The sequence below is a fragment of the Arthrobacter sp. K5 genome, from assembly GCF_040448525.1.
GTDB classification, from domain to species: Bacteria; Actinomycetota; Actinomycetes; order Actinomycetales; family Micrococcaceae; genus Arthrobacter; species Arthrobacter globiformis.
Genome location: NZ_CP159279.1, coordinates 970,243 through 995,163, shown reverse-complemented (window position 1 = coordinate 995,163; position 24,921 = coordinate 970,243). Strand labels below are relative to the sequence as shown.

Sequence of the window (24,921 nt, the reverse complement as noted above, 5' to 3'; positions counted from 1 at the left end):
TGCCAACGGGGTACGACATTAACGCCCTCAACCGGGGAACATGTGAATTTAAGAAGAAGGGTGCCCGCTCTCGCGGGCACCCTTCGGAACAGGCTGGCTCTACTTGTAAACGCGCATCCAGTCGACCTGCATCTGGGAAGGCGTGGTCCGGGACCCGTCAGGGAACCAGTCGAGCTGCAGCGTCTGGTGCATGCTGCCGGAGGGCTGGTGGGCCGGGTTGGTGTCGGTGAAGGTCTTGACGCCGTCGATGTAGCCCGTGATGCCGGTGGGGGTCCATTCCACGGCGTAGTTGTGCCATTGGGTGGTGTCGACTGCCTTTGCGGAGTAGGTCTGCTTGCCGCTGCCGCTGCATGCGTAGTGCAGGAAGAACTTCACCAGGGCTGTATCGGAAGTGCTCTCGGCGTAGTCGATCTCCGCGCAGGTCGATGACTTGCTGTCGGGCCACAGGATGAGGACCGGGTGGTATTCGGAATCCCGCTGGTTCGTCTTCATGCGGGTTTCCCAGCGGCCGTACTTCTGGTTGGCAAACTTCGCCGACATGCCGCCGGTGGTACCTGCCGAATCGCCGCTCACCGTGGCCACACCGTTCGCCACGGACCAGGCCTTGGGGCTGCGGAGGCCCTTGCCCGCGTGGCCGGAGCTGTCGTAGACGCTCCACTTGGTGCGGTCCGGGGCTCCCGTGTAATTGAACTCGTCGCCGGCGACGACCGGACCCCAGCCAAGAGTGCTGGCGGCCTGGGTCCCGTTTCCGGCGGTGGCGGGCGCCGGAGCAGGCTTAGCGGGAACAGCGGGCGCCTTCGGAGCAACGGTCTTTATGGCAGGCACTGCCGGCTTGGCCGCAGGGGCGGCGGCAGGAGCGACGACGGCGGGAGCAGCTTTCGCCGCCGCAGCAGCTTTAGCGGCGCTTTCCTTCAGTGCAGCCGTCTTGGCGGCGGCTTTCGCCGCGGCAGCCTTGGTTGCGGCCGCTTTCGCCGCGGCAGCCCTGGTTGCGGTAGCTTTCGCCGCTGCTGCCTTGCTGGCGGCGTTCGACGACGGGACGGCCTTCGCGGAAGCCGTGGACGACGGCACGGCGGCCTTACTGGTGGACGTCGTGCCTGCGGCGTCGGCAGCCTGTTCCGCGGAGGGAGTGAGGCCGCATCCGGTCAGCGAAAGCGCGCCGATGCTAATGGCAATGGCTATGTTCTTCTTAAGCAAAAGACCCCTCCGGGCATACGGCTGCCGCGCAGAAGGCAGCCACAGTCTAGGTGGTAAAGAAAAGCAAGAAGCAATTCTGGGCCCCGTTGACGGGGCCGGAGCGGCCGGTTTGCCGCCCTGCGCATCCGGAGCCCAGCACCGGCCTCCGGGGCCCCTGAAGGGCCGTCCCTTGTGGAACAGGCGTCAACGTTACTTGATCGTTACCAACACCCGCAAAATGCCGTGAAGTCCACGGACGGGCGGTCCAGCTGTTTCCCCGAACTGACCTGCGGGAACACTTTTATGACGGGGCCCGGAAATAGGGAGCCGGGCGGTCGTCAAAGCGCGTCGAAATGTCCGCAGTCCGGGAGTTGGACTGCGCCGTCCCTGTACGGAAAGAATGGGCGGGTGAGTGCTGCCGGCGAATTCGTGGATGACACCTTGCAGCGTGAGGCCTCGTGGTACCGGGCCGAGGAATTGCGTCACCGGCTCGGCAGCAGGATGCAGTACTACGGCGCATCAGTGGGCGCGGTGCGCGGAACGGTACGTGACGCTCTCCGCCGCCATGCCGGATTGCCCCACGACGAGGTCACCGCCCTCAGTTCCGAATTGTGGGAGGTGCCTGTTTACGAGCGGCGCCTGGCCGCCGTCGTCCTCCTGCAGTCCAAAGTGGAGCTGCTGACCAACTCCGACCTGACCCGCATTGAGGGCTTTGTGCGCGACGCGCGGATACCGTCGCTCGTCGACCCGATCGCCGTCGACGTCGTTGGTCCGCTCGTGGAGAGGCTGGAGGGCCAGCAGCGGGTGCGTGCCGACGCGGTGCTGGACCGGTGGGCGGGGGACCCGGACGTCTGGCTCCGCCGCGCGTCCCTGATGGCACCGCTGCGGGCCCTCCGGGCGGGAGGCGGTGACTGGGATGGCTTTGTCCGCCGCGCCAAAATCGCCACGGACATAGCGCCGGCCGGGACAACCCCCGACCAACAGGCTGTCGACGCCGTGCTGGACGCCGTTGCGGAGCGAAGGCCGGAGCTCCGGCTCGCCTTCCGCCGCTAGGATCCAGGTCCCGCGAACCCAGCGAACAGCGGAAAGACTAGGCGGAAGCCGGTGCAGGCTGCAGTTCCTCTGCCGCCTCGGCGGAAACGGCGTCGTCCGCGGCGGGGTTGGCGGGGGTGCCTGCCGGGCGAGCGGCCGGAGCTGCGTGGATCTGCTGGCGGAGCGGGTGGAACTGGCTGTGGCCCATGCTGCCGAATTCATAGGCGCTTTCGGCATGCTCGGACCGGTCGACGCCGGCAACTTCGGCCTCATGGCTGACCCGGAAGCCGATGGTCTTGTGAATCGCGAGACCGATGACTGCAGTCATCAGCCCGGAGAGCGCGAGGGTGATGAGAACGGCAACCGTCTGGGCGATGAGCTGCTGGACGCCGCCGCCGTAGAAGAGGCCGCCGCCTTCGCCGTTGACGGGGAGGGCGATGAAGCCGAGGGCGAGGGTGCCGACCAGGCCGGAGCCCAGATGCACGCCGACAACGTCCAGGGAATCGTCGAAGCCGTACTTGAACTTCAGTTCGACGAACAGCGCCGAGGCCACGCCGGACACCAGGCCCAGGCCGATGGCGGCCACTGGGCTGATGTTGGCGCACGACGGCGTGATGGCCACGAGGCCGGCGACGGCACCGGACGCTGCGCCCAGGGACGTGGGGTGGCCGTGGCGGATTTTCTCCGTGAGGAGCCAGCTGAGCATGGCTGCGCACGGCGTAACCAGGGTATTGACCCAGATCAGACCGGCCTGTTCCGCCGTGGTGGCGGCGCCGGCGTTGAATCCGAACCAGCCAAACCAGAGGAGTCCGGCGCCGAGCATGATGAACGGGACGTTGTGCGGGCGGTGACCTGGGTCCTTCCCGAAACCGTGGCGCTTGCCGACGATCACGGCCAGAACCAGCGCGGCGATGCCTGAGCTGATTTCGACGACGGCGCCGCCGGCAAAGTCGATGACCTGTCCGAAGATGGCGGTCACGGCTCCGCCCTGGCTCATGAGCCCGCCGCCCCAGATCATGAAAGCGAGCGGGCAGTAGACGGCCGTGATCCAGAGCGGTACGAAAAGGACCCAGGCGGTGAATTTGGCGCGGTCGGCGATCGCGCCGCTGATGAGGGCCACAGTGAGGATCGCAAAGGTTCCGGCAAAACCGGCCTTGATGAGGTCAGGGGTGCCCATCAGCCCGCTCAGGCCGAAGCTGGCGAACGGGTTGCCGAACAGGCCAAGAACGCCTTCGCCGGTGCTCATGGAGTAGCCCCAGAGTACCCAGACGACGCCGACGATACCGGCTGACACAAAGCTCATCATGATCATGTTGAGGGAGGCCTTGGCGCGGGTCATGCCGCCGTAGAAGAGGCCCAGTGCCGGGGTCATGAGCAGCACCAATGCCGCCGACACCATCATCCAAACGTTCGCCGCAGTGATCTCCACGCGTTTTCCCTTCCCAGGAAACTCATCCTCTCCGCGGCCCGCTGATGCCGGCGCCACGCCCCTCATTGATATTCGTGGATCCATGTTTCGGGTCTGGGTGTGGCAAGTTACACGCGGGTTTCAAAAATCGCGCCTACGTAAAGCCGGCGTGACTGCCGTGTTTCGGATATGTTAACGACTCCTGATGGCCGGGTGCGTTTCCTGCTGACGCTGCAGACTTAAGGGCGGAACGGCGGGACGAATCCGGCAGGCCGCCGTGAAAGCTTCCGCCGGAAGGCCGCGTTACCAACACATGAAGGAAACATATCCATGACCGGGTCCTTGCCGGCCGTCATTGTCGGGCGCCGGATGGTTTCGTGCCGGACCTGTTGACCGGATCTGATCGCGGCCGCCACCATGGGATATGACTGAATCTGCAGCTACCGGCGACGATTACTTCACTGAGAATCCGCATGCGGATGTTGAGGCGGAAGCCGCTGACGCTGCGGCAGGGGCGGACAGCCCCAGTACCGTCCAGGACATCGCCGAGGAGGTGCGCGACGAGATCCGGCTGGGCCATGTGGAGGACGACGTCAGCCACGTCCTCAGGGAACGATTGGACGGCGCCGGCATCAGCATGCGGCCCGAAGACGTGGACAGCCTCGCCGAGGACATCGAACGGGATGTTTCCAGCTAGGAACCGCCATGAACGACCCGCATAACCTGGAACGTTTCGTCGCCGCGCAGAATGACGGCGCCACCTACGCCCATGCTCTGGAGGAGCTCCGCGCAGGCAGCAAGCGCGGCCACTGGATGTGGTTCGTCTTTCCCCAGATTGCCGGCCTGGGTCAAAGCGCCACCTCCAGAAGGTACGCCATCGCATCCCTTGAGGAAGCCCGGGCGTACCTGCAGCATCCTGTGCTGGGACCGCGGCTGATCGAGTGTGCCACCGCGGTGGACAACGTGGGCAACCGCGGCGCCGCAGAGATTTTCGGCGGCATCGATGCCCGGAAGCTCCAGTCCTCCATGACGCTGTTCCTGCGGGCGGCGCCGGAGGAACAGGTGTTCCGGCGCGTTTTGGAGCACTACTTCGGCGGGGAAGCAGACGCCGCCACCGACCGGCTGCTGGCAAGCCCGGGCATGTAAGTGGTAGCTGCCCTTCACCCGGATAGGTGCCCGACCTAGACTGGGAGCACGAGCCGGCCTGCACCCAGCGGGCTGCGCAGACGGAAGGACAGTGGCATGGGTCTGGACGACAAAATCGACAATGCAGCAGAAAAACTTGGCGGCAAGGCCAAGGAAGGTGCGGGCAAGGCCAGTGACGACCCGGGCCTGGAGGCCGAGGGCAAAACTGACCAGGCCAAGGCCGATCTGAAGCAGGCCGGTGAAAAGGTCAAGGACGCCTTCAAGAAGGACTGACCAAACAGGATCACCACGCCTGAGCTCCGTCTAAAGCGGAGATTCGAAGGGGGTCCCGCCCGGGCAACCGCGGCAGGGCTCCCTTTCCTGTGCGGCCAGTCAGGGGCTGGTCCTGACGTCCACCAGTTGGACGTCACCAAAGCTGCTGTTCGCGACGACGGCGGTCATGTAGGTGCACACAGGCTGCCGGCGGCGGTCGGTGGGGGAGCCGGGGTTGAGCAGGCGCAGCCCGCCGGGAGCCACAGTGTCCCAGGGAATGTGCGAGTGGCCGAAAACCAGCACGTCGGCATCTGGAAAGAGGGCCTCGCAGCGCTGCTCCCGGCCCTTCGCCTGTCCGGTCTCGTGGATCATGCTGAACCGGACGCCGTCGAGCGTCACAGTGGCCGTCTCGGGCAAGCGCTGCCGCAGCGCGTCGCCGTCGTTGTTGCCGTAAACGCCGATCAGGCGCGTGCTGCGCCGTTCGAACTCGTCCAGCAGATCGGTGCTGACCCAGTCACCCGCGTGGAACACCACGTCAGCGTCGTCGACGGCGGCCCACACTTGTTCAGGCAATGCACGGGCGCGCTTCGGGACGTGGGTGTCGGCAACAAAGACCAGGCGCAGGCTCATCGAAGCATCTTCCCATGGGGCAGACTGGGACGATGGAGAAAATCGTCCCGCCCTCACCCGGTGATCCCCGCCGTCCCCAAGGCCCCCGCGACCCGGGCGATGCCTGGGTGGAGGGTGACCGCGGACGGTTCTGGGGGCGCTTCGGATCGGCCGGCCTGCTGGTCCATGACGTGGAGAAGGGCGTCCTGCTGCAGCACCGCGCGACCTGGAGCGACCATGGCGGAACCTGGGGGCTCCCCGGCGGCGCGCTGCACCAGGGCGAGGACGCCGTGACGGGCGCCCTGCGTGAGGCCCACGAGGAGGCGGCCGTTCCCGAACAGAGCGTCAAAGTGCTCTTCACCTCCGTATTCGACGTCGGCTACTGGTCCTACACCACAGTCGCCGTGCGGGTGCTGGAACCGTTCGAACCAGCCATCAACGACCCGGAGAGCATCGAGCTGCTGTGGATTCCCGTCGAGGAAGTGGCCGGCATCAACCTGCATCCTTCCTTTGCCGCCTCCTGGCCGGAGCTGCGCGGCAGGCTGCTGGACGGCTCCAACCATGGACACTGAGAAGTTCCGGCTGATACTGGAAGAGGAGCGGGCGCGAAAACTCGCCCTTCTGCCGGCCCTGCGCGCAGACATAGCCTCAGCCAACGCCGCCCGGCACAACTCCAACGTCGACGACGAGCATGATCCTGAAGGTGCAACCATTGCCTTTGAACTTTCCCAGGCATCGGCACTCCTGGACCAAAGCCGGTCCGGACTGGCCGAGGTGGACGCTGCCCTTGAGCGGATCGGCGCGGGTACCTACGGCATATGCACGGTGTGCGGAGAGCAGATCGCCGAAGGGCGGCTGGAGGCCCGCCCCTGGACTCCCTTCTGCATCCGCCACACGGGCGGCCGGGCGTAATCCCGGCTCCGTTTCCGAGGATGCCTCGCAGCTGTTCCGCCGGAGGGAAGAGCATCGTACTCTAGGGCTGGGAGGTGATTGCCATGCAGGCAACCCAGGGAGACCGCATCATCATCCGGGGCAGGACAGTGGAGTCCTCGGACCGGCACGGTGAGATTCTGGAGGTCCGGGGCCCGAACGGAGCGCCGCCGTACCATGTCCGTTTCGACGATGGCCACGAGACCATCCTCTACCCCGGCGGCGACTTCACCGTCGAGCACCACACCACCTAGCTGCCCGGATGACCGCACCGCCACGGCCCGACCGGACCCTGATTTCAGTCCTTGCCATCATTGCCGGTCTCGTCGCCGTGGCGCTCGCCGTGGTCTTTTTCCGCGGTGTGCCTGAGCCGCTTGCGGAGAGTACGCCGGCGGGTGTGGTCCAGCGCTATGCGGCCGCCGTCCTCAACAATGACGGCGCGGCAGCCGCACGCTACTCGACGGACGGACGCTTGGGGACTTCGCACCCGGACAGGCCGTGCGTGCCGGCGGACCGTCCTGCTTCGGGCACGCTTCGGGTTACGCTGGCCTCCACCGTCGAGCATGCCGACACGGCGGAGGTGCACGTGGTCCTGGCCACGTCCAGCGGCAGCGGCCCGTTCGGGAATCCCGAATACGAGACGGAGGCCGTGTTTGGCCTGGAACGGGTTAACGGCAACTGGCTCGTTGCGACCGCCCCGTGGCAGCTCACCCTCTGTCCGGTTCCGGCGGTGAAGCCGTGAGTACGGTCCGGACCGGCGCACGCGGACCAACATCGCCGGCATTGCCCACCGTGCGGCGGCTGGTGGTGTTTGTACTTCTCTTCGTCCTCGTCGTGATTGGCGCTTCCGGCCTGGCCGGCCTGCTTGAGCGGCTGTTTGACTCCGGTGCAGGGCTGGCCGGGAACGACGTCGGCAGCCTCGCCCGGTCCCTCGCGTTTGGTCTGGTTGGCGGGTGCATGGCCGCCGTTCTGTGGTGGCTGGCCTGGCGCCGGCAAGGGGAGGAAGCCGAGCGGTCGTCTGTTGCCTGGGGACTGTATGTGGCCGGCGTCTACACCGTTGCCCTCGTCACCGCTGTCACAGCGTTGCTCGGCGCTGCGTCCCGGCTGTTCGGGCTGCTGGCCCGCGCCGCATCCGGTATGGCGGGTGCGGACGGGGCGATTGAAGGAACGGCATGGCGTTCGTCCCTGGCCACAGGTGTGGTGTGGGCGGCCGTCTGGGTGTGGCACCGGTGGATGTGGCAGCACCACGGCAAGGGACCGCGCCGGCTGCACACCGTCCCGGCGCTCGCAGGGTCGGTATTGGGGCTGCTGCTATTTGCCGGCGGGGCTGTGACCGCTCTCGGCAGTCTCCTCGACGCGGCGCTGCGGGGGCTGGCAGGTACACAGGAAGTGGGACTACCCTGGTGGGTTTCGGTGCTGCAGCCGCTCATCTGGGCCGGCGGCGGATTCGTGGTGTGGTGGTGGCAGTGGATTCGCGGCGGAGCGCAACGCCTGGCCTCATCGCTGGCCAACGTGGCCGCTGCCGTCTTCGGAGTGCTTGGCGGCTGCATAACGGCAGTGGCCGGAGCCACCACGGTGGTGTTCGTCCTGTTGCGGCTGGTACTGGACCGCTCCGACGAGGTGATCCGGCTCGTGGATCCCCTGGGCCCCGCGCTGGCCGCTGCAGCTGTCGGAGCCCTAGTCTGGCGTTACCACTCAGTGCTTACGGCCGCGCGGTCGGAGCGGATGCGGGAGACGGGGCTGCTGCTGGCATCCGGAGTGGCGCTGATCGCCGCGGCCTCAGGTGTGGGAGTGGTTGTCAACGCGGCGCTGGGCTTTGCCGAAACAACCCTGGCGGGAACGGGCACGCGCACCCTGCTGCTGGGCGGCATCAGTGCCCTTGCCGTGGGCGGGGCCGTCTGGTGGAGGGCGTGGCAGCCGGCGAACCGCGGCGCAGCCGGACGGCGAATCTACCTCGTGGTTATCTTCGGGATCAGCGCCGTGGTGGCGCTGATCGCCCTGCTGGTGGTCGGGTACCAGGTTTTTGAGTATCTGCTGGACCCGGAGCGCTCGGGGAACCTCATAGGTCGGATCCGGGCGCCGCTGGGACTCCTGACGGCCACCGCGCTCGTGGCTGCCTATCACTACAGCGTCTGGCGCCGGGAGCGTGCCACTCTGCCGCCGGACGCTGGCCCAGTTCAGGAAGTCGAGCCGGTGCAGGAAGCCGGCCCTTTACAGAACGAGGAGCGCAGCATCGGGCAGGTGGTCCTGGTGACAGGCTCTGATCCCGTTCTGCTGACACATGCTATCCGCGCAGCCACCGGGGCCGACGTGACGGTATGGCTGCGGTCCGGTCCGGCGGCAGGGCAGCACCCCGCGTCCGACGGCGGTGCTGCCGCCCCCTCCGCGGGCAGGGTACCGGATCCCGGGCAACTGATGGCGGCACTGGAAGGCGTGATTGCTGAGCGGGTGCTGGTCGTCGTCGGACCCGACGCCCGGATCGATGTCATCCCGGTACGGGACCACGCAGTCTCATGACTGAGGCCTGACCGCGGAAGCCTCAGGAAACAGGCTGCCCCTTGATCGGAGCCCGGTCCGCGCCGTATTCGGCTGTCACGAGGATGGGCAGGTGATCCGACTTCCCCCGGGGAAGCGTTTCCACGCTTTCAATGTCCAGGCCCAGTGACGTGGCAAAGTCGAAGTGGCCCTTGAAAACCTTGTACCGGGTGTAGGTCCTGCGGTTGCTCAGGGACAGGGCGTACCCGGAGTTCTTCATGTGCGTGTCAAGGCTCTTGGTGAAGAACGGATAGTTGAAGTCGCCCACCATCAGTGTCATGAGCCCGGTGCCCATGCTCAGCAGCTCGGCATGCGCCGCGTGGATCTGCTTGCGCCGCAGCGAGTTTGATGCGGTGAGGGGGGCGGCGTGGAACGAACCCACCACCAGCTCATGGTCGGTTTCGTTGTCCACCATCCGGGTGCCGATCAGCCGTTCGTGGGCCGGAGCCATCACGCGGTCGTGCATGGATTTCTTCAGGGCGAAGGTCTGGGTATCCAGTGCCGTGAACCGGTCAGCCCGGTAGTAGATGGCCAGGCCCAGCCTGTTGCCCTTGGTGTAGTCGGCCAGGTGGAGCGGGCCAAGCGTGTCAGGCAGATCGGATGAGTCGCACTCCTGGAGGCACAGGACGTCTATCCCAAAGTTGCGGGCCAGACTCATCAGTTCGCCACTCGCCTTGTGCTTGCGGAGGTTGTAGCTAATAACTCGCATCAGTGGAACACCTCTTCCGAGGGCTGCTAGAAGGACCAGTCTCCGAGTCTACCCAGATCATCATATGGAGATCCGGACATTAAGCGCGCGTCCGGCGGGGCAAAAAATATGCCGCGCCGGACGCATTCCGGGTTCCACAGGTTGCTGCGGCCTCTGACCGGCCGCTTGTTGCCGGCCCCCTGTTACCTTCCGCCGGGGCCGTGTCCCTGCGTGTATTCACCGGCCGTGACCGTGCCCAGCTCCGTGGCGCCCTCGAGCGAGCCCTCGCCCAGTCCGGACTCCGTCTGCGCCGTGCCGCCGGTGTGCACGGTGTACTGCTTGCCTGCTTCGATGGCCGACGAGGAAAAGACGAGCGAGCCGGTGGCTTTGGTGGTCACAAACGTGGCCACGAGCTTGCCGTTGGCGTCGGCCAGCTGGACGGTGGTAGCCGCCGGCACGGTGGAGGTGAACGTGATCTGCACACCTGACTGGGTGGAGCTTGTTCCCGGGGTGACCACCATGCCGGCGCTTCCTGCTGCCGCCACGGTTCCGCCGCTGACTGCCAGTTCGCCGTTGACGTCCAGTGCGCCGTTGCCATTGCTTTCGGGCCCGTTGACCACCACGGTGCCGCCCGAGATGGACGCGTTGCCGTTGGAGTCCAAGCCGTCGCCCTCGGAGTTGATGGTGAGGGAGCCGCCGGAGATGTCCACGGAGTAGTCGCCCACTGATTCCCCGCCGCCGGGCCCGCCGCCCATGCCGCCACCTGATTGGGTTGCGGTTGAGGCGCCGCCGGAGGCGTTCACGCCGTCATCCATGGCCGTCACCGTGACCGTGCCGCCGCTGACGGCGATGTGCTGGGCTTCCAGGCCTTCGGAGGACTCGGATACCGTCACTGTGCCGTTTGCGATGGCGAGCTGGTTCTGCGCCTTGACACCGTCATCCCCGGCGCTGACGGTGAGCTTGCCGCCGTTGACCAGCAGCCAGCCGCGGCCGTCGTCGGTGTCGTTGTCCGATTTAAAGCCGTCGCCGCCGGCCGTGATCTGGTAGGTGCCGTCCAGCAGTACGGCGTAGTCCTTGCCGCGGATGCCGTCGTCGGCCGCCTTCACGGTGACGTTGCCGGCCGCCAGGACCAGGCCGTCCTTGGACACGATGCCGTCGTTGTACTGGCCGTTGACCTCCAGTGAGCCTGTCCCGGCCAGTGTCAGGTCGGCCATCGAGTAGACCGCCGCGTTCGGGGCGTCGGTGCCCTGGTCCGCGTATGTTGCGGCGTCCTTGATGGAGTTGGTGCTGCCTTCCTCGAGGAACAGGATAGCCTCGTTGGCGCTTTGGACGATGAACGGCGAGCCGGTTGAGCTGGCGAGGGTTGCGCCGTCGAGGATCACTCGGACCACGTCCTCTTCGCCGGCGGCGACGACCACCTTGCCGTCAGTGAGTGCACCTGAGAGACGGTAGGTTCCGGCGGCCGAGATGGTGACGGTGTCGCCGTCGACCTTTACCCCGGCGGCGGAACCCGCCACCGTGGAGGCGCCGTCCTTGAGCGCGACGGCCACTTCCTTGGCCGCATCCCAGGTGAGGTCGTCGGCGTCGTAATGGGTGTCCTCGGAGATCGAGGCTGCCGTCACCATCTGGGTGCTGGACGCCGAGCTGGTGCCCGTTTGGCTGGACGTGCCCGCCGTTCCACTGGAGGCCGTGCTCCCGGAGGCGGAGCAGCCGGCGAGGGAGAGGGCCAGGGCGAAGGCGGCCACGGAGAAGCTCTTGCTGAATTTACGCATGGGGTTCCTTTGGGATGTCTTTGGGGGCGGAAAGCCGGGAGGTGGATCAGGCTGCGGGTGCCAGACGCATGCTGTGCCGGAGCGTCCGGTTCCAGCGGTTGGCGGGCAGGTGCGGGTGCAGCGCGGCCATGCCGGTGGCGAACTTGGAGATCCTGGACGGCCGAACACCGTGCTGCCACAGATGCCTGTCCAGCGGTCCGGCGGCCGACCCGGATTTGGTCTCGAGCACTACGCTGCCGGCGAGAACCCACGGCTCGCCGTCCCCGGTCTGCCAGGTGACGTCCGAATCGATCGTTGCCCGGCTGCCGGATTCCGGGAGGTAGAGGGTGGTCCGGCGGTACCGGGTTTCCAGAACGGGACCGAGGGGGCTGTCCGGAACGTCGCCAACGGTTGTGGCCAGGGTTTCGTTGACGTAGGCCAGGCCCTCCGCGGTGAGCCGGGACCGGTCCGCGGTGTCGTAGGGGATGCGTTCCTTGACCGTGGCCTCCCTTGTTCCCTCGGTCTTGACCTCGAGGAAACTGGTGCCCGTGTCCGCATAGGTCCGGGTGCGGATCTTGTAGCGGCGGCGCCGGCCGCGCGCCGCCAGCATATAGCTGTCCAGCTGTGGGGTGTCGAAGTAGACGGAGTCGTAGGCGAAGGACCTGAGGCCGTCCATTTCGAGGACGCGGGCCTGGCCGCCGAAGGTTGCCAGCACCTGGCGGGCAGTCGCGGCGGGAACCACGTACTTCCGGTCTACGCGCGTCTGCAGGGAGGCCTGGGCGTTGAGCTCCTCGAGTCCGATCGGCGGCATGGCGGCAAGGTTCATGAGCGTTGTCTCCCCGGCCGCGGGTGTTGAGCTCATGCCGCACCTGCCGTGGCGGGAGCTGCCTGCGGTGCGGGCGCCTGCGGCTGGAGCTCCTGGGCAGGGAGCGCCTCATGCCACGCCGCAGGGTTTCCAGCGGCGTTGTCCGGACTGGCAGCACCGTTCAGCCGGGATCCGCGGGCGGGGAGGCAGGCGTACCGGACGTCAACGATGGTCTTGTCGTTCACCAGGTCCAGTTCCTGCACGGTGACGGTGTGGACCTTCGCGGCGAGCAGTTCCTCCAGCCGGGCGGTGAGTTCAGCCTCACGGGAGATGGCGCGGTCCATGACAACGGTCTGGTGCCGGTAGGCGGGAAGGACCCGCTCATGGTCGCCGGCGAACATCACGCCAAGCACCAGGCCCATGAGGGAGAGCGTCAGCCAGAGCGGTTCGACTCCGATCCCCGAGATCAGCCCCAGGGCTAGGGCGGAGAAGTAGTAAGCCACCTCGTGCTGGGCCAGTTCAGTGGACCGGAGCCGGATGATCGAGAGAACCCCGAAGAGGCCCAGCCCCAGCCCCAGTCCGGCAGCGGAGCCGGAGAGTGCTGTGGCGACGGCCAGGACGCCGATGTTCATCCCGAGGTAGGACACGGCCAGGTCCCGGCGGCGGTGGCGGCGGACGTAAAGGACGAAGGTCAGCACGCAGATGGCGATGATGTCTGCGGCGATAAGTATCAGATGGTTCAAGGGGTTCTCCGGGGTCTCGTGGTGGGCTACTTGTTACGATCCACGGCCAAGCTGTGCCGGGGCTGTGCCGGAACAAGGTCTGGTTTATGAGCTGCGGCGAACAGGAACCGCTGCTGGATGGTGTAGCTCATGGCGAACAGGGCCACTTCGGTGAGGAGCTTGGCCGGCAGGTCTGCCACGCCGGCGCCTGCGAGCGCCGTCAGAAGCGCGTAGTTCACCGCCAGCAGGGCCAGCGCCAGGGCGAAGTACCCGGCGCCGGCGGCTCCGGCCGGTTTGTCGCGGCCGTGTTTGAACACCAGGCTGCGGTTGATCAGGAAGTTGGCTGTGGCGCTCAGGCAGCGGGCGCCGACGACTGCCGCCAGGACCGAGCCGGTGGCCGCGCTGAGGATCAGGAAGGCGACGGTGTCGATCAGAAACCCTGCGAAGGACGACAGCAGGAACTTCAGCAGCGGGGCATAGATGCGCACCGAGTCCGCAAACGGCCGGAAATGGGATCCGGAGTTGTGGTCCAGGTAGATGGTGGCGATGTCCACGCTGGCAATGCGGTACCCGGCGGCTTTGGCCTCGACCAGGAGGTTCAGTTCGTATTCGTAGCGCTCCCCGCTGGCTGTCAGGAGCCAGGGCAGCATGGCCGCAGGGTAGCCGCGCAGCCCGGTTTGTGTGTCCGGGATGCGCTCGCCGGTAGCCAGCCGGAACAGCAGCCGGGTGGCGGCATTCCCGAAGCGGCTGCGTGCGGGAACGTCACCGGCGAAGGTGCGCGCGCCGAGGACCATGGAGGTGGCGTCCGTGCCGGCGAGCTCGGCGACGCGAAGGATGTCTATGACGCTGTGCTGGCCGTCGCTGTCCGCGCACACCACGTCGTGGCCGGGGAAACGGTCCAGAATGAAGCGGAAGCCGGTCTTCAGCGCGGAGCCCTTGCCCCGGTTCGCCGGATGGCTGATGACATGCGCGCCCGCCCGGCGGGCGCCGTCGAAAATCTGCCTGTACGCCGGACCGCTGCCGTCATCCACGACAACCAGGGCGAGCGCGGGGTCTGCGGCGCGGATCGCGCCAACCACTTCAAGGAGCTGGGCGTCCGGCTCGTACGCGGGGATCAGGATGATCATGGCGGGACCTCACTTGCCGATGTACAGGATGTCCGAGGTGCCGCGCTCGCGGTTTGCACCGAGCGGGTTGTTGACCAGGGCGCCGTTGAAATACATGGTGGACGAGCCGCCGCCGTCGAGGTTGTACGCCGTCTCCGCGCCGAGGTCCTTCATGATCTGGGCCATTCCGGTCATGGTCACGCCCGCGCTGTAGCCCGGGCTGCGGCCGTCAACCACCACGAAGACCAGATGGTTGGTGCCGATGAGCCCCACAGCCGTCCGAGGCTGCTCGCCCTGGATGGAGTGGTTGCCGAAGTTGGTGTCCACCTCGACGTCCGCGATGCCGTCCACGACCTGGCTGTCCTGGACAATTGCCGGTCCGAAGGACAGGGTGTTCCAGACGCCGTCGGCGACCAGGTGTTCGGCCGTGGTGGCGGTTTCGTCGTAGACCTTCACGGTTCCGTCCCGGTAGAACGCCAGCCCTTGGCGGGCGCCCTCGTCCCGGTAGACAACACCGTTGCGGATGACGATGCCCGTGTCCCGGAAGCCGTAATAGTCGCCGTTGATGGCGAAGATGGCGTTGTGGGCCGCCGCGATCTCCGAGGTGGTCTGGGTGATGTTCTCGCCGAAACTGTCGTTGGCGAACGCGGACTTGAGCGTCGTCGCATCGTCAAGGACGACGTCGGCAATGTAGTAGCTGACCGTGCTGTCACCGCTGCCGGTCACCACAGTGGAGATGTTGATGTAGGCGCCGTCGGCCGTGTACGAGGTGTCGGTGACAGAAGCGGGCGATCCCACCGTAGTGGCCCCGGAAGACACACCCTGGGCTGCCTCGTAGGCGGACACATCGGAAATTTCCACGTGCTGGACCACGAACCGGTCCAGCGCCCATGCGGTGGCGCCGCCGGCGGAAAGTGTCAGCGCCAGCGCGCCGGCGAGGATGGCCCGGCGCGTCGGCTTGGCCTTGCCGCGCTTGCGGTCCGGGCCCGGTTGCTGGGCGCCGGCGGGTTGGATTTCTTCGGTGGGGGAGTTCTGCTGGAAGGTCATGCATCATTTGTATGGACCGGACTTAGGCTGACCGTGAGCCGGGCATTTGAGGAAGCTGTGAAGGCTTCCGGCCTGCAATGCCCGGGACAGCTCCGTATGCCGAAGCGATAGAGTGAACCGGGATTAACCGATCACGCTTTGAAGGAGTCGACGTTGACTGCTGTACTCCCGGAACTCGCCGACGGCGACTTCTACTACCAGGACCTGGGCGGCGGCCGCTTCCGCTCCACCATCCACGCCCAGGGGGCCTGGAACGCCCACGAGCAGCACATGGCCCCGGCGTCGGGACTCCTGGCCGACCGGCTGGACCGGCACGAACCCCGGGACGACATGCGGGTGGCCAGGCTCAGCTACGAAATCCTGGGGCTGATCCCCGGCGGTGACTGTGAAATCGTCACCACGACGCTCCGCCCGGGACGCACCATCGAGCTGCTGCAGGCTGAACTGGTGGCGGCCGGGCGCGTGGCCATCAGGGCGACAGCCTGGCGCATGATCACCAGCGATACGTCCGCGGTGGCCGCCGTCGAGGATGGCCCCATTCCCGCGCCCGAGGAGTGCAAGCCCTATGACGGTGCGAGCGTGTGGCCGGGAGGGTATATCCGTTCCCTGGAAATGAGGGTGGCGGAAGGCCACCGGCCGGGGGCCGGGAAGGTGTGGCTGCGCACGGACCATCCTCTGACGGACGGTAACGACAGCACGGACCTGGCACGGCTCATGGGGCTGGTGGACACGGCCAACGGCATTGCCGCGCGGGTGCCGCCGGGCAAGGACAGTTACGCCTTTCCCAACCTGGACCTCCAGATCCACATGTACCGGCGGCCGGAGGGCGAGTGGCTGGGGCTGGACAACGCGGTGTCCTTTGGTGCTGACGGCATCGGCCTCACCTCGACGGTGCTCCATGACCGGTCCGGGCCGTTCGGCCGGGCGGAACAGATTCTCACGCTGCGGAAAAGCTGACCGCCGCCGGGCAGTGACTGCTGCCGCCCTAGTGGAAGACCAGCCAGCCCGCCAGCGTGGCGAGGGCGGTCAGCAGGGCGCCCCACGCCATGTCCACGACAATGAGCTGCAGCGGCCAGGTCTTGAGCGTCGCGGCGTTGGTGAGGTCGTAGGTTGCGTAGGCAAAGGCGCCCAGCGCCGCCCCGCGGCCGACGGCGGTCAGCCAGGTGCCGCCGTCGAGCGCCGGCTGCAGGGCAAAGAAAACGATGCCGGCAATGTAAATCAAATAGAACGCCACGGCGTACCCTAGATGGGGCCGGTCGGCCAGCAATTCACCGATGTGGCTGCGGTAGAACGGGTTCATCAGCTTGAGCCACACGGCGTCGATCACGGCGAAGGCAGCGGCGACGACCAGAAATTGCAATACGACCATAAGGGAGCTTAGCAAAATGCAGCAGGCCGGGGCTGATTCACGGACTCTGACCCTCGTCCGGCAGGAGCAGTCCCTCGGCGCCGTCCGGGATCTTGATTTCGGGATCGAGCTCCTCGGGAAGGCCAGGGCCGGGGTCATCGGGTCCACCCTTCGGCTGTACCGGCCCGCACCGACTGTGGCCTTCGGCCAGCGCGACACCCGCCTGCCCGGCTTCGGCGCCGCCGCCCAGGCCTGCCGCGACCTGGGGTTCGAACCGCTGATCCGCAAGGCCGGAGGCCGCGCCGCCGCCTACCATGAGGGCACCTTGATCATCGATCACGTGGAGCCGCACAGCGACGCGATCGCCGGAGCCAAGGGCCGTTTCGCATTTTTCGGCGAGATGCTCGCGGGGGCACTCCAAAGCGTTGGCGTGCACGCCGCCGTCGGCGAGATCCCGGGGGAGTACTGCCCGGGTGAATACAGCGTCCACGGCTTCGCGGATGAGGCTCCGGGCCGCCGGGTCAAGCTGGTGGGTACAGCCCAGCGCGTGGTGTCCGGCGCCTGGCTGTTCAGCTCCGTCGTCGTGGTGGAGGACTCGGCGCCGATCCGCGAGGTGCTGACGGCCAGCTATGCGGCCCTGGGGCTGGACTGGGATCCGGCGACTGCCGGCGCGGTCAACGACCTTGTGCCCGGCCTTGACGTGCAGGCCATCGAGGAGGCTGTGGTCCGCACCTACGCGGAGTACGCCACGCTGGGCCAGGCGGACTTCAGCAGTCTCCGCGCCTGACTCTGCGCTGTGACACCGGCGCCGCCAAGCTCCGGTCCGCCGGGGTGCGGCTCTTCGGCCCGTTCTGTTGAGTGGCTGCTATTCGGTGGCCGGGGGGATTTGGCAGATCATGAGGACGTTCCCGTCCGGGTCCCGGAAGTTGAACCACTGGTCATCGTTGACGTCGGTGAGTTCCACGCCCCGGGTTTTCATGAACACGTGGGCCGCATGGATGTCGGCGGTGTTGAAGTGGAACGCAGGAACCTGGAAAACCGCGCCAGGGGAGTAGATCCTGCTGTCCAGGACGAGGCCGGCCCCCTCCATGGGGAGTATGTACAGATGGTCCAGCAGGACCTTGTCGTCTGCGGGCACGCCCAGCATGCCGCAGTACCAGTCGCGGGCTTCCTCGATATCGCTGACGGGGACGAAGACGGTGCCGATCTGCGGGGAAACTGGATTCACAGCAATCCTTTGGAACGCGGGAAGGAACTCGAACTGTAACGCGCCGGACTGGCAATCGCCAGAAGCGTCGCCGGGTCCGGAATTTTCGTACCCAGACCTGTCGATTTCAAACGCAGACGAGAGGACGATTAAGGGACAGCCGCTGAAAAGGAGGTCGGTGATGTGCTATTCATCGCGGGCGGATTTTGGCTGGGACACCCGAAAGGATACCGTCCGAAAGCCTGAGGCGCACCGGGCCCCGGTACCGCCGGAAGCTGCGCCCGGGAACCCGCTGCCTGTGGACCATCCGCAACCCCGGACCCACGCGGACGACACCAGGCTGTGGGCCTTCCTGGCCCGCCGCAAGGAACCCCGCCGCCAGGAAGCCCGCGCGCCCAGGCCGATCCAGGACCGGATCGGCGAAAAGGTCTGATCCTGGGGACCAGAAACAGCAAATGGAAACAGTAAAGGCACCGGTCTTCCGGTGCCTTTACTGTTTGAACGTAGTGCGGCGTCAGCCTTAAGCAGCGAGCCTGTTCTTGACCTCTGCTGCCGACGGGTTCGTGGCAGCCGTGCCGTCCGGGAAGAGGACGGTGGGGACGGTGCGGTTGCCGCCGTTGATCTGCTCCACGAGCTCGGCCGTGCCGTCGACCTCTTCGATGTTGATCTCTGTGTAGCCGATGCCCTGGGCGTCCAGCTGCTTCTTCAGCCGGTTGCAGTAGCCGCACCAGGTGGTCGAGAACATGGTGATGGTGCCGTCTTCGGGGGTAAAGTCCACGGGCTCTCCTCTGATTGATATGGTCCTGTCGGTTTCCCTCCCCACAACCGTAACCCGGGCACCGGTATTCCCCAGCCTCTGTTGCAATGGCATGCTGGTGCCATGTGTGGACGTTACGTCATGGCCCGGGCAGTGGGGGATCTGCTGGCCGAATTCGACGCCGAACTTGAGAACGAAACCGAAATCCCGCCGTCGTGGAACGTTGCGCCCACCGACGGCGCGCCCATTGTGCTTGAACGGCTGATCGACGGCGACACGGTCCGCCAGCTGCACGTCGCCCGCTGGGGCCTGGTGCCATCCTGGGCGAAAAGCCCGGGCATCGGAGCGAAGATGATCAATGCCCGGAGTGAGTCGGTCCTTGAGAAGCCGGCGTTCCGCAAAGCCGTGCAGTCGAGGCGCTGCGCGGTCCCTGCGGACGGATACTACGAGTGGAAGCAGGGCGAGGGCCGCAGCAAGCAGCCCTATTACGTCCACCCCCGGGACGAGTCCGCCATGGCCTTCGCCGGACTCTACGAATGGTGGAAGGATCCGACCCTGCCGCCGGGCGAACCCGCGCAGTGGATGCTGTCGATGTCCATCATGACGGCGGACTCGCCGCCGGCGGGAACTGAAGGCACGGTGTTCGCCGAACTCACAGCGCTCCACGACCGCGTCCCGCTGCCCATGAGCCGCGACACCATGGCTGCCTGGCTCGACCCCCAGGCGGACGACGCCGCCGGCCTGGTGGACCTCGTCCGGTCAGGCGTCAAGGACGTAGCCGCCGGCTGGCGGGTGGATTCCGTGGGCAAGGCGGTGGGCAACGTCCGCAACAACTCCCCGGAGCTCATCGAGCCTGTGGAGGCACTCTTCTGAGTTAGCTTCCTGGATAAGCGGACCCGGGCCGAACCAGACCCAAGCCCGCAAACGGACGGGTCCTGCAATCAGACGGTGACCTGGCCGCCGTCGTCCACTGTCCAGGTGGGGTTGAACGCAATTTCCCAGCGGAAGCCGTCCGGATCGGCGAAGTATCCGGTGTAGCCGCCCCAGGGCTGGGTCTTGGCAGGGGCCACGACGGCGGCGCCGGCAGACTCTGCCTGCGCCATCACCTGGTCCACCTGCTCGGCGCTGCCGACGTTGTGGCTGAGCGTGATGCAGGGAACACATGCGGGAGCGTCGACGGCGGCTTCGGCCTGCATCTGCCCGGCATCCCACAAGGAGAGAATCAGGCCGTGGTTGGCCTGGATGAAGACCACCTCGTCGGGAACCTCCCGGTGGACCGGCCAGCCCAGGCCGTCCACGTAGAAGCGCCGGGAGGCGGCCACGCTGCGCACTCCCAATGAAATAAAATCGACTCTGGGCTGCATGGTTCGATACTGTCATGACCATGCCCACAAATCACGGAGACGAGAAAAACGCCCAGGCTGACCGGGAACAGCTCGCTGCCGTGCGGGTTGCGGTGGATGAGGTGGACGAGCAGATCGTCACGCTGATCGCCCGGCGCGAGCGCCTGATCCGCATCGCGGGAACCCTGAAGGGTGACGACGCCGAAGTGCGGGCGCCGGGGCGCGTGGAGCGGGTCATCGAGCATGTGCGCTCGGCCGCCGAGAAAAAAGAAATAGACCCGGACATCGTGGAAAGCACGTACCGGGCCATGATCTCGAAGTTCATCGAGCTTGAGATGAAAATCCACAACGACAACAGCTGAGCTGTTGTTAGGCACGCCCGGCTGTTGTTAGGCACGCCGCGGCGCAGGGTCGGCTGTCCCGTGCTGGTGCCCGGTGCAGCTCGCGGGGGCGCTGACCCTCTAAAGCTTCTCCTCGACGGGCACGCCGGACTGGAATTCCCGCCCGTCGGCCTCACTGAACGCAGACATGAGATGGCTCTTGTCCAGTCCCAGTACCGTGCTCATGGGGAAGTTGCCCGTGATGGTGTTGCCCGAGTGCTCAACGCTGCTGAGGTCGAAATTCTCCTCCGTGCCGTCATGGCTGAAGGAGTAGATCGAAACCGCCTCGCCGTTCATGAACTCGATTCCCAGCCTCCGTTGATGTGAATAATCCGGAGTGGCAGCCACGAGCCCCACAACAAAGGCGCCCGATGCTGGAATGTTGCCGTCGATATCGAACTTGGCCACCAATGTGCTTTCTTTGGCGGCGATGCTTACCTGCTTCAGGAGCGCGTCATTGGAACTCATGGGACCATCCTGCCCTGTGAGCCGCCGTCCGTCCACACCCATCTAGGTTTTGTCGCCCGCCCGGCGTAAACTGGAATCGTTCGAATACATATTCGAATGACTGCGTATTTTCTGCAGAATCAGATTGGTATCCGGAGGCACCCATGGGAACGTTCAGCGAGTCTGTTGACGTCGTCTGCGCACCTACCGGTGAGCCGGCGGAGCTTCGGTGGGGCGGCAGGGACTATCTGGTCTGCGCTGAACCCCTGCGCTGGTACGAACGCCGCCAGTGGTGGGCCGAAGAGCGGCGTGCTCCGCTCGGAAGCGGCCCCGGGCTTGTGGACCATGAGATCTGGCGGGTGCAGGTCCTGCCTGCCGGCCGAAGCAGTCCGCCGGAAACTCCGGCTGCAGAACCGACTGAACCTCTAACCCTTGACCTGGTGCGGCACGCCGGCAGCGGACGCTGGCGGCTGATCCGGATCCACGACGCCCTCCGGCCTAAAGACGCACTCCAGCACAAATCAGCATGAGCTTCACTCACCTTCACGTGTCCACCGCCTTCAGCGCCCACTATGGTGTCTCCTGGCCGGATGAACTCGCCCAGGCAGCCGCTGCCCAGGGGGCAACCGCCCTCGGCTGCACGGACCGCGACGGCCTGTACGGCACCGTAAAACACCTCAAGGCCTGCATGGCTGCCGGAATTGATCCGGTGGTCGGCGTGGATCTGTCAGTGTTCGACGACGAGGGGGACCACGATCCCGGGGTGGCCGGTGCACGGGTTTCCAAAACCCGGTTTTCTGCTTCCCGAGTCACCGGGCGCGTCGTGATCCTTGCGCATGGCCACAACAACGGTGCGGGATACAAAGCACTGTGCCGGCTGATCTCCGACGCGCATGCCCGCACCACGGGCAAGGCCGGGGGAACGGTGCCCGTTGCTGTCACCAGGGCCGAACTGGCCTCACGCGTCCTGGATCCGGAAACCCTGAAACCGGTGCTCACCGTGTTGTTGGGCCCGGATTCCGACGTCGGCACCGCGCTGGGCGGGCGGCGGTACCTTCGGCCCCGCACCCTTTTCAAGGCCTGGCTGGACGCCATGCCGGCCGGAAGCGTCGCGGCAGAGATCGTCACCCACCTCAGTGCTCCGGGGGAGCCGTTAAGCACCGCCTATGCGGTCCGCATGCTCAAGCTGGCGCAGGAATACGGCGTGCCGGCGGTGCTCACGAACGCAGTACGGTACTGCGAGGAGGACGGTGCGGCCACCGCCGATGTCCTGGATTCGGCCCGCACCCTGAAGTCGCTTCCCGAACTGTCCGCCGCCCCGCTGCTTCAGCCCAACGGGCAGGGCTGGCTGAAAACCCCGGACCAAATGGTGGAACTGGGCAAGGAAGTCATCCATGCTGCCGGTTACGGGGCCGCAGATCTCCAGGTGCTGCTCGCGCAGACCGAGGCGCTCGCGGACCGTTGCCGCATGGATCCCGTGTCTGACATGGGCTGGAAGCAGCCGGTGGTGCCTGAAGCTGCCGTCATCGGCATTGAAGGGGATCCGCTGGCAGAACTGGCCCAGCGCTGCGAGGCCGGAATCACGCGGCGGTTCCCCGGCATCTCCGGGCAGGCGGAAGCGGACATGCGCGCACGGCTGCAGCATGAACTGAAGATAATTGCCCGCCTCGGCTTTGCCTCCTACTTCCTCACCGTGGCCGAGGTTTCCCGCATGATCCTGGACATGGGGGTGAGGGCGGCAGCCCGGGGATCGGGGGCTTCCAGCCTGGTGAACTACCTGATCGACATCAGCCAGGTGAACCCCCTCCAGCATGACCTGATCTTCGAACGGTTCCTCTCCGGCGACCGGTCAACGCTGCCTGACATCGACATCGACGTTGAAAGCGCTGAGCGGCACAACGTCTACCGGAAGATCTTTGACCGGTTCGGCTCCCAGCGCGTCACGCTGATGAGCATGCAGAACGGCTACCGCGCTCGCGGTGCGGTGCGGGACGCCGGCATGGCATTGGGGATGGACGACGGCGATGTCGGCGAGATTGCCAAGCAGCTGTGGCGCTTTTCGGCACGGAAGTTCCGGGAGGCACTGGAGGAAAAGCCGGAACTTCGCGAGTTCGCCGGACGGGTGGAACAGCGGAACTTCTCGGAGAACCAGCAGCTGGACCTGCTGGTGGACCTCACCGAACGGCTGGACCGGCTTCCGCGCCACATCTCCATGCACCCCTGCGGGGTGATCCTCGGTGATGCCACCCTGCTGGACCGGACACCCGTCCAGCCCAGCGGCCTTGGCCTGCCCATGAGCCAGTTCGACAAACACGACATGGACCCCATGGGCATGCTGAAGCTGGATGTCCTGGGAGTCAGGATGCAAAGCGCCATGGCCTTTGCCGTGCGGGAGATCATCCGCATCCATCCCTCCAAGGCTGAAGTGGTGGCAGCCGGAGCCCACCCCGTTGCAACAGATGGCAGCGGTCCGGACTACATTGCCGAGAACGGCCTGATCGATCTCAATGCCGTGCCCCTGGATGATGAGCCGACGTATGAGCTGATCAGAAGCACCCACACACTGGGGTGCTTCCAGATCGAATCACCGGGCCAGCGGGAGCTGGTGGGCAAGATGGCCCCGCGCGAATTCAACGACCTCATCATCGACATCTCACTGTTCCGTCCGGGGCCCATGAAATCTGACATGGTCAGGCCCTTCCTGGAACACCGGCACGGCTTCGCGCCAGAAACTTATCCGCACCCGGACCTGAAGCCGGTACTTCAGGAAACCCACGGGGTGACGGTCTTCCATGAGCAGATCCTGCGGACCTTTGACGTGATGACCGGCTGCGGGCTGGCAAAGGCCGACGAATTCCGCAGGGCGTTGAGCAATGACGTCTTGGAAGGGCAGGTTGAGGAGTTTTTCCGCCGCGAGGCCAAAGCCAGGGGATATCAGCCGAACGTTGTGGACAAGGTGTGGGGCACCCTGAAATCGTTCGCCAGTTTCGGGTTCTGCAAAGCCCACGGCGCCGCCTTTGCCGTGCCCACGTACCAGTCGGCCTGGCTGAAGGCCCACCATCCGGAAGCGTTCCTCGCCGGCCTGTGGGAACACGATCCCGGAATGTACCCCAAGCGCCTCCTTGTGGCCGAAGCCCGTCGCATGGGCATCCCCATTCTTCCGCTGGACATCAACCGCAGCGGCGCGGAGTACCGGGTGGAGCGCCTCGCGGAAGGCCCGGACCGGGGAAAGCTGGGCATCCGGCTGAGCCTCAACGGCATCTTCGGGCTGTCCGGTGCTGAGCTGAAGCGGATCGTTGCAGGCCAGCCCTATGACTCGCTGGCGGATCTGAGGGCACGCTCCAGGCTGAGCAAGCCCAGCATCAAGCGGCTCGCCCAACTGGGTGCCTTTGACACCCTGCACCGGGAATCCGGCGGGACAGCGAACCGGGCAGACCTTGTCCACCACCTGCAAAGCCTGCAGAGCAAGCCGGCAAAGAAAGGCGCCGACATCATTGAGGGGCAGCTCGCGTTGCCGCTGGGGGATGTCGAGTTGCGCAATGTCAAGGCCGGGCTGCCGGAGCCCACCATGGTGGAGAACGTCCGGGCGGAACTTGACCTGATGGCTGTTGATGTCAGTGAACACCTGATGTCCAGCCACCGCCCGCTCCTGGACCGGCTTGGCGTCACCACGGCGGACAAGCTGCTGGGGTTGCGCAACGGAACGGAGGTCCTGGTTGCCGGTGTCCGCATCGCCACCCAGACCCCACCCATGCGCGGCGGCAGGCGGGTGGTCTTCATCAGCATCGATGACGGCACCGGGTGCGTGGATTCCGTGTTCTTCCACGAGGCGCAGGAGCACGCCGGCCCGCTGCTGTTCGGCACCCGGCTGCTGCTTATCCGGGGAACAACCCGGCGGACCGGCCCGCGCGGCATCAGCCTCAGCGCCAGCATGGCCTGGGACCTCAGCCGGGTGGACACCCTGCCGTTCCCTGAACGGGATACCGCTGAACGGGATACCGCTGAACGGGGGACCGCTGAACGGGGCAACGGCGAAGCGGGAAACCGTGACCCGGGGACCGGCGAACCAGGAAGCATTGAACTGGAGTTCAGGCAGCCGGGGCCGCTGGAAGGCATCAGCAGGAACCTGGCCATCACCGGCCTGGGGAGCTGACCCGCCCCATCTGTTTTTCCAATCGTTCCGGCTGGGTGCCGCCGTGGCGCTTTGGCTCGCCTCTTCCGCAACAGATAACATT

At 66.1% G+C, this 24,921-nt stretch carries 30 protein-coding genes; 16 read left to right on the top strand and 14 right to left on the bottom strand.

Annotation, left to right across the window (positions count from 1 at the left end; translation table 11 throughout):
* Nucleotides 1–99 precede the first annotated feature (99 nt).
* Nucleotides 100–1,194, bottom strand: a complete 1,095-nt coding sequence (locus ABRP34_RS04370; RefSeq protein ID WP_353712398.1) for a glycoside hydrolase family 16 protein — start codon at nucleotides 1,192–1,194, stop codon at nucleotides 100–102.
* Nucleotides 1,195–1,581: 387 nt separating this feature from the next.
* Here ABRP34_RS04370 and ABRP34_RS04365 point away from each other — a divergent pair, with 387 nt between their 5' ends.
* Nucleotides 1,582–2,226 (top strand): DNA alkylation repair protein, encoded by a 645-nt coding sequence (locus ABRP34_RS04365; protein WP_353712397.1) that lies wholly within the window; start codon nucleotides 1,582–1,584, stop codon nucleotides 2,224–2,226.
* 37 nt (nucleotides 2,227–2,263) lie between these two features.
* Here the strand turns inward: ABRP34_RS04365 and ABRP34_RS04360 are convergent, their stop codons facing one another.
* Nucleotides 2,264–3,634 carry an ammonium transporter gene (locus ABRP34_RS04360; protein ID WP_003800592.1) on the bottom strand — a complete coding sequence of 457 codons (1,371 nt, stop codon included), beginning with the start codon at nucleotides 3,632–3,634 and terminating at the stop codon, nucleotides 2,264–2,266.
* 403 nt (nucleotides 3,635–4,037) lie between these two features.
* Here ABRP34_RS04360 and ABRP34_RS04355 point away from each other — a divergent pair, with 403 nt between their 5' ends.
* From ABRP34_RS04355 to ABRP34_RS04345, 3 genes are all read left to right on the top strand, one after another.
* On the top strand, nucleotides 4,038–4,310 hold the full coding sequence (locus tag ABRP34_RS04355; RefSeq protein ID WP_353712396.1) for a hypothetical protein: 273 nt from the start codon (nucleotides 4,038–4,040) through the stop codon (nucleotides 4,308–4,310).
* A gap of 8 nt (nucleotides 4,311–4,318) precedes the next feature.
* A complete protein-coding gene (locus tag ABRP34_RS04350) occupies nucleotides 4,319–4,759 on the top strand; it encodes a DUF1810 domain-containing protein (protein WP_353712395.1) in 441 nt (146 codons plus the stop codon).
* Between the two features lie 96 nt (nucleotides 4,760–4,855).
* The gene (locus tag ABRP34_RS04345; RefSeq protein WP_003800599.1) at nucleotides 4,856–5,032 is read left to right on the top strand and encodes a CsbD family protein; all 177 of its coding nucleotides are present in this window, start codon (nucleotides 4,856–4,858) and stop codon (nucleotides 5,030–5,032) included.
* Nucleotides 5,033–5,131: 99 nt separating this feature from the next.
* Here the strand turns inward: ABRP34_RS04345 and ABRP34_RS04340 are convergent, their stop codons facing one another.
* Entirely contained in the window at nucleotides 5,132–5,641 is a 510-nt protein-coding gene (locus ABRP34_RS04340) for a metallophosphoesterase (protein ID WP_353712394.1), read from the bottom strand.
* A gap of 32 nt (nucleotides 5,642–5,673) precedes the next feature.
* On the opposite strand from ABRP34_RS04340, the gene ABRP34_RS04335 reads away from it, so the two are divergent.
* From ABRP34_RS04335 to ABRP34_RS04315, 5 genes are all read left to right on the top strand, one after another.
* The gene (locus tag ABRP34_RS04335; protein WP_050934302.1) at nucleotides 5,674–6,192 is read left to right on the top strand and encodes an NUDIX hydrolase; all 519 of its coding nucleotides are present in this window, start codon (nucleotides 5,674–5,676) and stop codon (nucleotides 6,190–6,192) included.
* Complete coding sequence (locus tag ABRP34_RS04330) at nucleotides 6,182–6,532, top strand: TraR/DksA C4-type zinc finger protein (protein WP_353712393.1); 351 nt, start codon at nucleotides 6,182–6,184, stop codon at nucleotides 6,530–6,532. The genes ABRP34_RS04335 and ABRP34_RS04330 overlap by 11 nt, the downstream gene beginning before the upstream one ends.
* Nucleotides 6,533–6,615: 83 nt before the next feature.
* The gene (locus ABRP34_RS04325; protein WP_003800608.1) at nucleotides 6,616–6,804 is read left to right on the top strand and encodes a DUF1918 domain-containing protein; all 189 of its coding nucleotides are present in this window, start codon (nucleotides 6,616–6,618) and stop codon (nucleotides 6,802–6,804) included.
* 8 nt (nucleotides 6,805–6,812) lie between these two features.
* Complete coding sequence (locus tag ABRP34_RS04320; RefSeq protein ID WP_353712392.1) at nucleotides 6,813–7,292, top strand: hypothetical protein; 480 nt, start codon at nucleotides 6,813–6,815, stop codon at nucleotides 7,290–7,292.
* The gene (locus ABRP34_RS04315) at nucleotides 7,289–9,067 is read left to right on the top strand and encodes a DUF5671 domain-containing protein (protein WP_353712391.1); all 1,779 of its coding nucleotides are present in this window, start codon (nucleotides 7,289–7,291) and stop codon (nucleotides 9,065–9,067) included. The genes ABRP34_RS04320 and ABRP34_RS04315 overlap by 4 nt, the downstream gene beginning before the upstream one ends.
* 22 nt (nucleotides 9,068–9,089) lie before the next feature.
* On the opposite strand, the gene ABRP34_RS04310 is transcribed toward ABRP34_RS04315, so the two are convergent.
* The 6 genes from ABRP34_RS04310 to ABRP34_RS04285 all read right to left on the bottom strand — a co-directional run bounded on the left by ABRP34_RS04310 (nucleotide 9,090) and on the right by ABRP34_RS04285 (nucleotide 15,204).
* Complete coding sequence (locus ABRP34_RS04310) at nucleotides 9,090–9,794, bottom strand: endonuclease/exonuclease/phosphatase family protein (RefSeq protein ID WP_003800614.1); 705 nt, start codon at nucleotides 9,792–9,794, stop codon at nucleotides 9,090–9,092.
* Nucleotides 9,795–9,976: 182 nt separating this feature from the next.
* Nucleotides 9,977–11,545: a carbohydrate-binding domain-containing protein gene (locus tag ABRP34_RS04305; protein ID WP_353712390.1), complete on the bottom strand. Its 1,569-nt coding sequence runs from the start codon at nucleotides 11,543–11,545 to the stop codon at nucleotides 9,977–9,979.
* Between the two features lie 46 nt (nucleotides 11,546–11,591).
* Nucleotides 11,592–12,386 carry a polyphosphate polymerase domain-containing protein gene (locus ABRP34_RS04300; RefSeq protein WP_353712389.1) on the bottom strand — a complete coding sequence of 265 codons (795 nt, stop codon included), beginning with the start codon at nucleotides 12,384–12,386 and terminating at the stop codon, nucleotides 11,592–11,594.
* Nucleotides 12,383–13,072: a DUF4956 domain-containing protein gene (locus tag ABRP34_RS04295; protein WP_353712388.1), complete on the bottom strand. Its 690-nt coding sequence runs from the start codon at nucleotides 13,070–13,072 to the stop codon at nucleotides 12,383–12,385. The genes ABRP34_RS04300 and ABRP34_RS04295 overlap by 4 nt, the downstream gene beginning before the upstream one ends.
* Nucleotides 13,073–13,098: 26 nt before the next feature.
* A complete protein-coding gene (locus ABRP34_RS04290) occupies nucleotides 13,099–14,178 on the bottom strand; it encodes a glycosyltransferase (protein ID WP_353712387.1) in 1,080 nt (359 codons plus the stop codon).
* Between the two features lie 9 nt (nucleotides 14,179–14,187).
* The gene (locus ABRP34_RS04285) at nucleotides 14,188–15,204 is read right to left on the bottom strand and encodes a phosphodiester glycosidase family protein (RefSeq protein WP_353712386.1); all 1,017 of its coding nucleotides are present in this window, start codon (nucleotides 15,202–15,204) and stop codon (nucleotides 14,188–14,190) included.
* A 153-nt stretch (nucleotides 15,205–15,357) separates the two neighbouring features.
* Here ABRP34_RS04285 and ABRP34_RS04280 point away from each other — a divergent pair, with 153 nt between their 5' ends.
* Nucleotides 15,358–16,161, top strand: coding sequence for a thioesterase family protein (locus ABRP34_RS04280; protein ID WP_353712385.1), 804 nt, complete (start codon nucleotides 15,358–15,360; stop codon nucleotides 16,159–16,161).
* A 28-nt stretch (nucleotides 16,162–16,189) separates the two neighbouring features.
* On the opposite strand, the gene ABRP34_RS04275 is transcribed toward ABRP34_RS04280, so the two are convergent.
* Nucleotides 16,190–16,573, bottom strand: a complete 384-nt coding sequence (locus ABRP34_RS04275; protein ID WP_003800627.1) for a DUF2177 family protein — start codon at nucleotides 16,571–16,573, stop codon at nucleotides 16,190–16,192.
* A 16-nt stretch (nucleotides 16,574–16,589) separates the two neighbouring features.
* On the opposite strand from ABRP34_RS04275, the gene ABRP34_RS04270 reads away from it, so the two are divergent.
* Nucleotides 16,590–17,339, top strand: a complete 750-nt coding sequence (locus tag ABRP34_RS04270) for a lipoate--protein ligase family protein (RefSeq protein ID WP_353712384.1) — start codon at nucleotides 16,590–16,592, stop codon at nucleotides 17,337–17,339.
* Between the two features lie 78 nt (nucleotides 17,340–17,417).
* Here ABRP34_RS04270 and ABRP34_RS04265 read toward each other — a convergent pair whose 3' ends face one another.
* A complete protein-coding gene (locus ABRP34_RS04265; protein ID WP_003800642.1) occupies nucleotides 17,418–17,780 on the bottom strand; it encodes a VOC family protein in 363 nt (120 codons plus the stop codon).
* A 160-nt stretch (nucleotides 17,781–17,940) separates the two neighbouring features.
* On the opposite strand from ABRP34_RS04265, the gene ABRP34_RS04260 reads away from it, so the two are divergent.
* The gene (locus ABRP34_RS04260) at nucleotides 17,941–18,192 is read left to right on the top strand and encodes a hypothetical protein (protein ID WP_353712383.1); all 252 of its coding nucleotides are present in this window, start codon (nucleotides 17,941–17,943) and stop codon (nucleotides 18,190–18,192) included.
* A gap of 87 nt (nucleotides 18,193–18,279) precedes the next feature.
* Here the strand turns inward: ABRP34_RS04260 and ABRP34_RS04255 are convergent, their stop codons facing one another.
* Complete coding sequence (locus tag ABRP34_RS04255; protein WP_003800646.1) at nucleotides 18,280–18,537, bottom strand: mycoredoxin; 258 nt, start codon at nucleotides 18,535–18,537, stop codon at nucleotides 18,280–18,282.
* 120 nt (nucleotides 18,538–18,657) lie between these two features.
* Between ABRP34_RS04255 and ABRP34_RS04250 the strand changes: the two genes are divergently transcribed.
* Nucleotides 18,658–19,389, top strand: a complete 732-nt coding sequence (locus ABRP34_RS04250; protein ID WP_003800648.1) for an SOS response-associated peptidase — start codon at nucleotides 18,658–18,660, stop codon at nucleotides 19,387–19,389.
* 68 nt (nucleotides 19,390–19,457) lie between these two features.
* Here the strand turns inward: ABRP34_RS04250 and ABRP34_RS04245 are convergent, their stop codons facing one another.
* Nucleotides 19,458–19,880 carry a VOC family protein gene (locus ABRP34_RS04245; protein WP_353712382.1) on the bottom strand — a complete coding sequence of 141 codons (423 nt, stop codon included), beginning with the start codon at nucleotides 19,878–19,880 and terminating at the stop codon, nucleotides 19,458–19,460.
* Nucleotides 19,881–19,894: 14 nt separating this feature from the next.
* Here ABRP34_RS04245 and ABRP34_RS04240 point away from each other — a divergent pair, with 14 nt between their 5' ends.
* Nucleotides 19,895–20,221 carry a chorismate mutase gene (locus ABRP34_RS04240; RefSeq protein ID WP_003800652.1) on the top strand — a complete coding sequence of 109 codons (327 nt, stop codon included), beginning with the start codon at nucleotides 19,895–19,897 and terminating at the stop codon, nucleotides 20,219–20,221.
* A 99-nt stretch (nucleotides 20,222–20,320) separates the two neighbouring features.
* On the opposite strand, the gene ABRP34_RS04235 is transcribed toward ABRP34_RS04240, so the two are convergent.
* Nucleotides 20,321–20,707, bottom strand: coding sequence for a hypothetical protein (locus tag ABRP34_RS04235; RefSeq protein WP_003800653.1), 387 nt, complete (start codon nucleotides 20,705–20,707; stop codon nucleotides 20,321–20,323).
* Between the two features lie 143 nt (nucleotides 20,708–20,850).
* Between ABRP34_RS04235 and ABRP34_RS04230 the strand changes: the two genes are divergently transcribed.
* On the top strand, nucleotides 20,851–21,216 hold the full coding sequence (locus tag ABRP34_RS04230; protein ID WP_353712381.1) for a hypothetical protein: 366 nt from the start codon (nucleotides 20,851–20,853) through the stop codon (nucleotides 21,214–21,216).
* Entirely contained in the window at nucleotides 21,213–24,839 is a 3,627-nt protein-coding gene (gene dnaE, locus ABRP34_RS04225; RefSeq protein WP_353712380.1) for a DNA polymerase III subunit alpha, read from the top strand. The genes ABRP34_RS04230 and dnaE overlap by 4 nt, the downstream gene beginning before the upstream one ends.
* Nucleotides 24,840–24,921: the final 82 nt, after the last annotated feature.